The sequence below is a fragment of the Pseudomonas sp. 43(2021) genome, assembly GCF_017490805.1.
GTDB lineage: Bacteria > Pseudomonadota > Gammaproteobacteria > Pseudomonadales > Pseudomonadaceae > Aquipseudomonas.
The window spans coordinates 1-10718 of record NZ_JAFGYJ010000050.1 but is presented as its reverse complement, the minus strand read 5'-3'; the positions used below and the strand labels follow the sequence as shown (position 1 = coordinate 10718).

Below are 10718 nucleotides of genomic sequence, written 5' to 3'. Positions count from 1 at the left end.
CCACTTTGCGAGCAAGCCTTGTACCAATACCTGATATTTTAATTAGATTCAAACTATCACAATTTGGTTTTACTCGTCTTTTTATTTCGACAGGCTTTGTTACGCCAATCAACATAAACGGGATCAGACACTTATTGAAATCGGAAGCCGGCATGGTAGATGACATTCTAAGCAACCATTACACCTATTCTGGTTCTGACAAAATCCTGGGCCAAGGCGAAACTCGCCGCCTCATTACAGCCGGAAAGCTTAAATTGGCAAATTTCTCGAATCCAAAACTGGCTTCCTCTAAGCTTGTTAGGCGATCGGATGTTACAAACGTCCTCATTTTTAAGATTTGATCCAACTTTAAGCTTCACCCTTCCCGCCCCCAAAAAACCTACAAGAATCGTAGCGTTTTTTTTGTGCACTCCAATTAAACCGCCCTAAATCTTCGCACGGCTTTTCTGGATCAGTTTAACGTTGATTCAACAAACGTGGGAAAAGGTACTACCGACGTTCAGCCTTCTTGAAAAATATGTTCACATCACCTTGAAAAAATCTCGCAAAAACAATGTGGATTATTCTGTGAACGATAGAAAATAAGGCTGAGCATCGAGAAGGCTGCCAATTGGCAGCCTTTTTTTGCTTGGAAAATGGCCGAACAGGAAGCTTCCTACAGGGTTTGGCATTGTTACTTTTAGGGCATCGCGATAACGTCTTATGGCGCTTAAGAACGCTCACGCAGCGGAATCCCGTTCCCGTTAGCAACGGCTCTCCAATATCAGGATAGCCAAACATGAACAGCCTCAATACACCCACCCTCTTCACCCGTCACAACCGCCCACTCCACACCCTCTGGTTCGAATCCCAAGCCTGGTTCTGCGCCCACGAACTCGGCCGGCTGAGTGGGCACTTCTTCGACGAACACTGCATGCGCAAGCTCGACCCGGATCAGTACCGCACTGTGCAGCTGCTGCGCTATGGCAAGTACCAGGAGACCACCATGGTCAGCGAGTCCGGAGCCTATACCTTGCTGGCGCATCACCATGTGCCGGAGAACCGCCATTTGCGTTGGTGGCTGACGCATGAAGTGGTGGCGGTGCTGCGCGATGGGCAAGCTGACGGGGTAGAGGATGCGCCGCGACTGGGGCAGATGTGCTGGCCTGGAGGGCGGAGCGCGACGTTGTTGTATTGGCAGAGTGAGCCTTGGGTAAGGATGCGGGATATGCCGGTGGTGCTGGCTGGGGAAGTGGATCAGCCGGGGCCGGTGGAGAAGCGGAAGTTGAGTTGGCGGGCGTGTGCGCAGCGAGCGCTGCGGATGCATGGGGTTTAGCAGGCGGTTTTGCCTGTGCTGGCCTCTTCGCGGGTGAACCCGCTCCCACAGATGGCTCAGTTTGCCAGATGTTCTTGGTAAGCAGGCCAAGAACAGAGGTAAGTGCCGGAGTTGGCAATAGGCACTCTGGGCTGATGCAAAACCTGTGGGAGCGGGTTTACCCGCGAACACCGGCGCAGCCGGTGCCATGCACCGCGTCGTATTCTTCGCGGGCACGCCCGCTCCCACAGGTACAGCGCTAGCTTATGGGCTGCGCTGTACCCTGAGATTGCAGCCTTGGAACCGCCAGATCCTGAAGTCTATTCGAGCCGCTCGGCAACCTTCTTGTATGCCTGGTCCCGTTCGCGACGATAAACAGCGACGACAAAAACCACGATCTCTTGGTCAATGACCTGATAAACCAGTCGATACCCGCTGCTGCGCAGCTTTATCTTGTGGCAGCCAGGCAGCGAGTGAAGGCGATTTGCCTCGATTCGAGGGTTCAGCAGAACTTCCGCCAGTTTCTTCTTGAACTGCTGACGCACCGTATCGCCCAGCTTCTTCCACTCTTTCAATGCACGTGAATCGAAGTCGAGGCTATAGGTCATCCAACTGGACCCTCACGCGCTGCGGGGAAGCAAGCCGCTCTTTCACAGTCGCAATGAGATCTTCATCGTCCTCAGTCATCAGGACAGGGCGGAAGGGCAGCTTGCCTCGCTCTGCAACATACTGCAGAGCCTGGCGCATGAGTTCGGAGGGGGTAACGCCGAGGCGCTCAAGCTCTTTGTATGCGCGGGCTTTGAGTTCGTCGTCGACACGTATGTTGATGGATGCCATGGGGCGGCCCTAAGGTAAAGACGTTTGTCATTACAATGCACGCGTCTTTTCGATTTCGCAATGGCAGTTTGTCTGGGGCTCAGCAGTGCGACATGAACTGCTGGGGTTGCGGCGCAGCCCTTTCGCGGCACAAGGCCGCTCCCACGGGGGATCGCGTAGCTCGGGAGATTTCAGAATGGCAGTGGTCGAGCAGGTTCGACCGCCTTGGGCGGCCAAATACGAATTGAGAGGCCTCGCCCACGCCGACAAAGGGGGTGCGGCACCACAAGGTGCCGGGACTGGACATGCCAGTCTACGTGGTCGTGGGCGAGGCCAGTTCTGAAGATAGCTCAGGGTAGAGCTACCGTCCGCGACTTCAATCCAGCTGCTGGGCCCGCAAATCCTGCGCCAGCATGTCGATGAAGGCCCTGACCTTGGACGAGCCGTACTTGCTCTCCCGGTGCAGTACATGAATCGGCCATGGCGCCTCTTCGTACTCGGCCAGGATCACCTGCAGCTGCCCGCTGGCCAGTTCATCCGCCACCTGGTACGACAGCAGGCGAGCAATCCCCAGTCCGCCACTAGCAGCCGCTATCGCCCCATCATTGCTGGTCACCGTCAGGCGGGGCTTCACGCGCACCAGGGTCGGCTCCTCGGTCACGCCGAAGCGCCAGCCGGCACGTGGCGACAGGTTGGTGGTGCCGATCACCGCATGCCCCGCCAGGTCGGACGGGTGCATCGGCACGCCATGGCGCGCCAGGTAGTCGGGGGACGCACACAACATGCGCCGCACCCTGCCCACCCGCAGCGCTTTCAGGCCGGAGTCTGGCAAGGGGCCGATGCGTACGGCCACGTCCATACCCTCCTCGACCATGTTCACTATGCGGTCGAGGAAGAAGGCGGAAACGTCAACCTCGGGGTACTGCTGCAGGTAGCGGACGATGCACGGCATGACGTACTTCTTGCCGAACAGGATCGGCGCGGTGACGGCCAGGTCGCCTTTGGGTGTGGCATTGATGCCGGCAGCCGCTTCGTTGGCCTCGTGGATGCTGGCGAGGATAAGCCGGGTGTCTTCCAGGTAACGGCCACCCGCTTCGGTCAGGCGCACGCTGCGGGTGGTGCGCAGCACCAACTTGACCCCGAGCTGCTCTTCCAGGGCGCTGACGGCACGGGTGACTGCGGCTGGGGAAATGTCCAGGCGGCGTGCAGCGGCGGCGAAGCTTTCCAGTTCGCCTACGGCGACGAACACCTTCATCAGGTGGATCTGGTCCATGCGGGCTCCTGGGATTGTGAGGTGCCGGGATTATCTTTCATCTGGGCATTTTGTGTTGCCAATACCGGCCCTTTCGCGGGCTTGCCCGCTCCCACAGGTTATTCACCGCTCCTGAGGGCAGTGGAGTACCTGTGGGAGCGGGCAAGCCCGCGAAAGGGCCGGGACAGGCTACCTTACAGATCCAGCACCAACGCCTGCGTCCCCTCCTCTGACCGGGCCGGCACGGCACAGCAGATCAATACCGAACCCGCCTCCGGCAGTTCGGCCGGCGGGTTCGGGTAATGCACCTGGCCACTGACCAAGCGGGTCTTGCAGGTACCGCACGACCCGCCCCGGCAACTGAACTCCGGCGCCAGCCCACGCGCCTCGGCCAACTCCAGCAGCGTCCCGCTACCGGGCGCCCAGCGCGCCTCCTTCGCCGAAGCTGCAAAGTACACCGGCACCGGCTCGCTGGCAGCAGGTGGCTGTTGCAATGTGGGTTGGTCATCGTCGGTGTGCCGCCAGAGCGTCGACGGGCCAAAGGCTTCGGCATGGATCCGCGCATCCGGCACATGCACCCCGCGCAGCCCTTCATACAGGTCCTGGGTAAAACTGCCCGGGCCGCACAGGTAGAAATCGTAGTCGTCCAGCGCCAGCGTCGCCTTGACCTGCTCGATACCCAGCCGACCGGCAAACGCGTAATCACGCCCCGCCAACGCATGCGCTTCCGGCTGGCTCAGGGCGCGGTGCACCTGCAGCAGGCCGCCGGCCCGTTGTTGCAAGCTCGCCAGCTCCTCACGGAACGGCAGGTCGGCCAGGCTGCGCGCACCATGGAACAGATGAATGCGCCGTGTCCTCCCCTTGTTCAACTGCTCGCGCAGCATGGCCAGTAACGGCGTGATACCCACACCCGCGCCGATCAGCACCAGCGGCCGTGTGCTCTGCTGGTCCAGCGTGAAGCTGCCCATCGGCGGGCGCACGTTCAGCACATCGCCTGCCACGACGTGCTCATGCAGGTGCCGCGAGGCCTGGCCCTGGGCTTTGACGCTGATACGCAGGTAGCCATCGGAAGGCGCGCTGGACAGGCTGTAGGTGCGGATCAGTGCCGCCTCGCCGTCGAGCTGGATCTGCACCGGAACATGTTGCCCTGGCGCAAAGGCCACAGTACTGCTGGCAGGCGGCTCAAGGTAGAACGAGCGGATGTCGCGGCTCTCCTGCTCCACCCGCTGCACACGCCAGGCCTGCCATTGGCGCTGCCGCTGGCGTTGCTGCAGGCGCGCGTCGGCCTCGGCCCAGGTGCCGGTCATCAGGCTGGTCGGCGCGTACTCCTTGAAGGCCCACCGCAGGGAAACGGCAGCCGGGCGCCACACCACCTGCTCGACCTCCAGCGTCCACAAGCGCTCGGCGCCTTCGAACGCCTGGATGGCGGGGCTGTCCAACAGCAACTCGGCATGCCCGTATAGCTGCAACACGTTGCCGTTGCTGAAATCGATGAACAGCAACCCTGCTTGCGGGTTCACCAGCAGGTTGCCCAGGGTATTGAAGTGCAGGTTGCCAGCATAGTCGGGAATGGTCAGGCGGTTGCCTTCAACCTTGACGAACCCGGGCCGCCCGCCACGGTGGGAGACATCCACCGAGCGCTGGCCGTCGCCTTGCTCGACATAGCTGGCGACAAAGAAAGTGTCGGCTGTCTGGATCATGCGGGCAGCCGTGGCATCGAGTGTCGCCGCATCGACACGCCCTTGCGCGGGTTCCGCGACGCGGGTGTAGTCACGCAGCTGAATGTACTGCGGGCAGTTGCCGAACGACTGCTCCACAGTCACCTGCAGTTGCCCGTCGCCGGCCTCGTGGACCTGCCCGTTGAGGCGGTTGCGTCGACGGGTGTGCAGTTCGATACCCAACAGGCCGACCGCCTGTCCGGCAGACAGCCCCGGGGTAGCGGGATCGTCTGCTGCCAGCTGAGTGTTGATCGTCAGCTGGCGTGGGTTCGGCGAGCTGACGAAACCTTCCGGCCCTTCCAACAATGTTGCCCAGGGCCGCCCCCGGTCATCCACGCTGGCGGCGACCATGAACGGCAACTGGTGATAGAAAATACGGTGCTGGTCGGGCATGTAGTCACGAATGACCTTCTGCCCGAACGCCTCCATGCGCTCCGCGACACCGGCTTTTTCCTGCAGGGTTTTCTCCCCCGCATGCCAGGGCGAGGGGTGGTGCTCCGGGTTCTTTTGCATGGCGGCGTTCCTCGCGGTGGCGGGATGTCAGGCGCTGGTCTGCAGCCCGATCACGGTGCGTGGCATGGGCACGAAGCCAGGCAGCGCCTCAATCCGCGCCAGCCAGCTGCGTACGTTGGCATAGGGCTCCAGCGACACATTGCCCTCCGGTGCGTGGGCGATGTACGAGTAGTTGGCGATATCGGCGATGGTGGGTGTGCTACCGACCAGGAACGGCGTTTTGGCCAGCTCGGCGTCGATCACCTTGAGCAGGGTGTGGGCGCGAGCAATGACCTCGTCAGTGTTGAACGCGGCGCCGAATACGGTCACCAGGCGCGCGGCGGCAGGGCCGAAGGCCAGCGGGCCGGCAGCGACCGACAGCCAGCGCTGCACGCGGGCGGCGGCGGCGGGCTCCTCGGGGAGCCAGGTGCCGTTGTCGTACTTCTTGGCCAGGTACACCAGGATGGCGTTGGAATCGGCGATCACCGTACCGTTGTCATCGATGACCGGGACCTGGCCGAACGGGTTGAGGGCCAGGAAGTCCGGCTGCTTGTGCGCACCTTTGGCGAGGTCGACGAACACCAGCTCGGTGGGCAGGTTCAGCAGCGAGAGCATCAGCTCGATGCGGTGGGCATGGCCGGACTTGGGGAAGTTGTAAAGCTTGATCGGGTTCGACATGGGCTTGGCTCCTGGTCAGCGCCGGGGTGGGCTGATGGAGCACATGCTGCACCGGTTCGGCTGGCAGCAGAATCCGTGTGGCGGGGAAACCATAATTTCGCGAGGCGGAATAATCGTGAGGCCGGCTCCCACAGAAGAACGCACCGGCCGGGGGCTTGTGCGGTCCATGTGGGAGCGGGTTTACCCGCGAAGAATGCAACGCGGCGTATGGCACCGGCTGTGCCGGTGTTCGCGGGTGAACCCGCTCCCACAGGGCTCGCGCCAGTTTTTAGATATTGAGCAAGACAGTTGCTCCCGCTGGATCGGTTAACGCGGTCGGTTGTCGGCGCTGGGGCCGGTAGCATCAATGCAGATGCAAGATCAGTGCAACTTGTTGAAATACCGGAACAACCCACGCGCAGCCTCGACCACCTGCGGCACGCAAGCCTGGATATCCTCTTCGCTCATCTGATCCAGCAGCTCGAAGTTGTCCTCCAGCCCATGCAGCGAAATGGCCTTGAGCAGTTGATCCTGCTCTAGCGGCAGCTCGGCCCAACCTGCGACCTGGGTGCCGCGCATATAGCCGAAGCACCATTCCTCCATCACGATCACCGTGCCTGCCTCGTCTTCGTTTTCCTCGAACAGCGGCTCGAAGTGATCGACGTCGTCACCCAACTCCTCCGCCACCTGGCTGGCATAGCGCAGCATCAACGCCGTATAAGCCTCTTCATGCGCCGGCTTCTTGAACTTCGGCACCTTGCCGCCGGCCACCGCGGGCAGCCACTGTTCCGGGGTGACGGTGGATGGCGAGCTGGCCAATGCAGTGAAAAAGCCATTGAGCTCGGCCAGGTTGAGTACCGAGTAGTCATTGCCGTAGGTGATCAGCAGGTCTTCAAGGCGGTCGAGTTCTTTTTCGCTGAGTGCGGGGAGCATGGGTGAAAGTCCTGGGAAGCAAAAGTGTGTGCACCCTAGCACAGAACAGCCCAAGGGCTGCCCGCGCTTACAGGTACGCGAGCAGATTGCTTAACGTGGCAACCAGCAATGCAACTGCTGCTGCCTGCCCGTACCGATCAACAGCCACAACAGGATGCGGCACTTGCGCGGACACAATTGCCCCGCCATGTGTACCCCTTTGCTCTGCAAATCGATCTCGGCACCGGCAAAACCGTAGGATGCCGAGGCTGTGGGACCACTGCCTGTGCGGGTGGCAACAATCACTGGGAAGGTGGGCGCGAGATAGCCCAGCACTTCGGACCAGCTACCGGAAACGTGACCAGCACCAAAGCCAGCGATGACCAGTCCCTCGTAGCCCAGTACCGCCATGGCATTGAGCAACGCCGTATCCGCATCCAGGCACGCTTCCAGCAGTGCAACCCGATGCTCGGTGCGATGCGGTAACGGCAGCACCTCTCGCGGGCCAGGCGGTTGACGATATGCCACAACACCCTCCACAACATCGCCCAGCGGTCCGCAGCCGGGCGATTCGAATGCAGCCATCGCCAGGCTGGCCGTCTTGCGAACCCTCGCGGCACAGTGGACCTGATCATTCATCAGCACCAGAACGCCGCGCCCACGGCTGCTCGGGGCCGGTGCAACCTGCGCCGCAGCCAGCAAATTGGCCGGGCCGTCGTTGCCCGGCTGGCTGGCCGCGCGCATGGCACCGGTCATCACCAATGGCGCATCGAACGGCCATAGCAGATCGAGGAAATACGCCGTTTCCTCAAGACTGTCGGTACCCTGGGTCAGTACCACCGCGTGCGCTCCGCGCTCCACCTCACCCCGAGCCCAGGCCAGCACCTCGAGCAGCGCAGCAAAGCCCAGCGAGGCACTGGGGAGCAGGCCCAGAGTGGCAGTTTCAAGATGGGCCATTTCGCGCAGTTGTGGCAACTTGGCCAGTTGCCCATTGCAGTCAAGCTTGGGCATCACCCCGCATCCGCTGGCACTTGCCTCCATGCTCACCGTGCCACCCAGGCCAGCGATCGACAGCTTGGGCAGGTTTGCATGCGCTTTCATACGCCACCTCCCGCAAGCACCCCGACCAGCGGCACGATCCCCAGTGTGCTGATGGCCATCGACACCACATTACCGATGTAGCCATGCATGTAAGCCGGCAAGCGCTGAGTGATGGCCACTGCCAAAGGTGGAGCTACCAGCGCGCCCAGCACTGCACTGGCTACGACCACTTGCCAGCCTCCACCGTGGGTAAGCACAGCGGCAGGGACGATCGAGACGATGGGAATGTAAGTGGGGTACCACCCTCGCGCCTGCCACTGGCGACGCCAGAACACGACCCCAACCAGTGACGCCAGCGCCTGCCCGGCAACCATCGGTATCAGCAGCAGCGAACCGTAGGCCGGTGCAGCGGGGGCCAGCATGTAAGCCAGGAACACCCCCAGCAGTAGCCCGAGGCTGGCCAGTTCATTACCGAAGAATGGCGCTTCGCTGAAATCGGCCAGCACACGCCGCAGGGTCCAGACCACGCCGTAATCGGGTTGGGCCGCAACGGGTTCGGGCGCGGCGGGCTTGTGGCTGGGCCGCACCCATGATGGAAAGCGCCAGCACAGCGTGAACGCCACGACGCTCGCCAGCGCCATGCCACTTACGTTGCCGACTACCACCGGCAACTGCAACGGGTAGCACAGGTAGTTGACCATCAACAGGCTGGCTGGCGTTACCAGCAGTGCCCCCAGCAGTGCGCCGCTGATCGTCACCTGCCAACCCGCGCCAAATAGCAGCACCATGGCCGCTGGCAACGATACGAAAGCGACGAAAGTCGGTTGCCAGGTGCCACTGGCCAAGGTCCATCCCCACAACGCGTGACTGAGCAGCAAGCCCAGCAGCGAACTGGTGAATACCCATGGCCATAATCCGCTGCCGTAGCAGATGGCAAAGCCCTGCCAGCGATACCCATGCACATGGGCCCAGTGCGCCAGGCAAGCCCCCAGTAGCAAGCCCAGCGCGGGCAACTCATGCTTGTAGAAGGCTACTTCGCTGATATCACCGACTATCCAGCGCAGGCGGCTTAACGGCTGATCGAGCGTCGCTGCCAGTTGCGTGTAGTCCGGCCATTGGCCCTGGACGAGGCTGGCAGCCAGCAGCACCAGCAGGCAGGCGAGGATCAACACCGACGAACGCTGCCGGTTGGGGAAGAGTAGGGTTTTCATGTGCGACTCCTCAGCGCGGCATCGGTGCATGCAGGCGATAGCCAAGGGTTGCATCATAGAGATCGGTACGCCGGTCTCGCGGCAGGTCGTTGAGGCTGTTCCAGATCGGTGCCGAGCGTGCGCTGCTGAGGTCGACATCGGCGTAGAGAATGCCCTCCTCCTCTGCACTGGCCACCTCGCCAATTGGCCAGCCATTGGTACCGGCAATCAGCGAACAGCCCAGGAAGCGCCCTCCCCGCTCGCTGCCTATGCGTTTGGCGGCAGCGATGTAGACGTTGTTGACGTGTGCCGCCGTCATGGTCAGGTAGGAAGCCATGCAGCGCCCGGCTTCATCGAACAGCGGCGGTGGTGTCCATACCCAGTTGTTCAGGCTGCAGATGATGTCGGCGCCTTGTGCGGTCATCAGCCGCGGCACCTCCGGGAACCAGATATCCCAGCAGATCAGCAGACCGATACGGCCGATCGGCGTCTCGAACACGGGGAAGCCTAGGTTGCCAGGGGTGAACCAGAGCTTTTCCTGGTTCCACAGGTGAGCCTTGCGGTAATGCCCGAGCAAGCCTTGCGGACCGAACAGTACGGCACTGTCGTAGAGCTTCAGCCCGTCACGTTCGGCAAAACCCGCAGCCAGGTACACCTGATACTCCCTGGCGAAATCCGCCCAGAGGTTCAGGCTGCGACCTTCCTCCAGCGTTTCGGCATGGGCATAGGCCTCTGCACGGGTGTGGAAGGTGTAGCCGGTGTTGGCCAACTCGGGCAGCACGATCAGGTTGGCGCCTTCACGCACTGCCCGCCGGGCCAATGCCAGGCCTCTGCTCAGGTTACCGTCACAATGCTCGAGCCCGACCTGGGGGTCGTACTGGATGACGGCGATGCGTACGGGGCTGACGGGGGGGCAATGTTCGGACATGGCGACTTCCTTCTTATGGTTGTTTTGGAAGGGCGCCAGTAAAGCGGGGTTGGGCTGGGGAGTGACAGTCGGGGTATTCCTGCAAGCTTGTAGGAATAGGGGATGGGTGTGACAGGAAGGGCCTTACACGCCGCAGAGGTCAATGCGATCAGTGTGGGAGCGGCCTTGTGTCGCGAAAGGGCCGCAGAGCGGCCCCAGGATTTCAGCGACATGGCAAAAATTGCCGGGGCTGCTTTGCAGCCCTCTCGCGACACAAGGCCGCTCCCACAGGCGCCATACCTGTAGGGGGCCTCAGGCCTTACACCGCCAGCGCGCGCTCACGCAGCTCGCTGTTGAGGATGCGGTCGTTCTCGCTGTAATCGACCGGGCAGTCGATCACGTGCACGCCCGGGGTCTTGATGCAGTGCTCGAGCAGCGG

12 protein-coding genes are annotated in these 10718 nt (G+C 61.8%); 2 read left to right on the top strand and 10 right to left on the bottom strand.

The features are described from left to right. Together J5M71_RS25420 and J5M71_RS25415 are read left to right on the top strand one after the other, a co-directional pair. Window positions 1-341 (top strand): hypothetical protein (locus tag J5M71_RS25420; protein WP_207838206.1); only part of this gene is annotated, 341 nt, incomplete at its 5' end. A 437-nt stretch (window positions 342-778) separates the two neighbouring features. Continuing rightward, a complete protein-coding gene (locus J5M71_RS25415) occupies window positions 779-1315 on the top strand; it encodes a Bro-N domain-containing protein (RefSeq protein ID WP_207838204.1) in 537 nt (178 codons plus the stop codon). Between the two features lie 299 nt (window positions 1316-1614). On the opposite strand, the gene J5M71_RS25410 is transcribed toward J5M71_RS25415, so the two are convergent. The 10 genes from J5M71_RS25410 to J5M71_RS29400 all read right to left on the bottom strand — a co-directional run. Continuing rightward, entirely contained in the window at window positions 1615-1902 is a 288-nt protein-coding gene (locus tag J5M71_RS25410) for a type II toxin-antitoxin system RelE/ParE family toxin (protein WP_207838202.1), read from the bottom strand. After that, window positions 1892-2131 (bottom strand): type II toxin-antitoxin system RelB/DinJ family antitoxin, encoded by a 240-nt coding sequence (locus tag J5M71_RS25405; RefSeq protein ID WP_207838200.1) that lies wholly within the window; start codon window positions 2129-2131, stop codon window positions 1892-1894. The genes J5M71_RS25410 and J5M71_RS25405 overlap by 11 nt, the downstream gene beginning before the upstream one ends. A gap of 355 nt (window positions 2132-2486) precedes the next feature. Then, window positions 2487-3383, bottom strand: a complete 897-nt coding sequence (locus J5M71_RS25400; RefSeq protein ID WP_207838198.1) for a LysR family transcriptional regulator — start codon at window positions 3381-3383, stop codon at window positions 2487-2489. Between the two features lie 173 nt (window positions 3384-3556). Then, a complete protein-coding gene (locus J5M71_RS25395; RefSeq protein WP_207838196.1) occupies window positions 3557-5593 on the bottom strand; it encodes a pyridoxamine 5'-phosphate oxidase family protein in 2037 nt (678 codons plus the stop codon). A gap of 27 nt (window positions 5594-5620) precedes the next feature. Continuing rightward, the gene (locus J5M71_RS25390; RefSeq protein ID WP_207838193.1) at window positions 5621-6250 is read right to left on the bottom strand and encodes a glutathione S-transferase; all 630 of its coding nucleotides are present in this window, start codon (window positions 6248-6250) and stop codon (window positions 5621-5623) included. Between the two features lie 360 nt (window positions 6251-6610). Then, the gene (locus tag J5M71_RS25385; protein WP_207838190.1) at window positions 6611-7162 is read right to left on the bottom strand and encodes a UPF0149 family protein; all 552 of its coding nucleotides are present in this window, start codon (window positions 7160-7162) and stop codon (window positions 6611-6613) included. A gap of 90 nt (window positions 7163-7252) precedes the next feature. Further along, a complete protein-coding gene (locus J5M71_RS25380) occupies window positions 7253-8242 on the bottom strand; it encodes an asparaginase (protein ID WP_207838187.1) in 990 nt (329 codons plus the stop codon). After that, window positions 8239-9393 carry a hypothetical protein gene (locus J5M71_RS25375; RefSeq protein ID WP_207838185.1) on the bottom strand — a complete coding sequence of 385 codons (1155 nt, stop codon included), beginning with the start codon at window positions 9391-9393 and terminating at the stop codon, window positions 8239-8241. Before J5M71_RS25375 ends, J5M71_RS25380 begins: the two co-directional genes overlap by 4 nt. Window positions 9394-9403: 10 nt before the next feature. Further along, window positions 9404-10300, bottom strand: coding sequence for a nitrilase family protein (locus J5M71_RS25370; protein ID WP_207838183.1), 897 nt, complete (start codon window positions 10298-10300; stop codon window positions 9404-9406). A 298-nt stretch (window positions 10301-10598) separates the two neighbouring features. Beyond that, the coding region (locus J5M71_RS29400) for a hypothetical protein (RefSeq protein ID WP_243434162.1) at window positions 10599-10718 on the bottom strand (120 nt) is incomplete at its 5' end.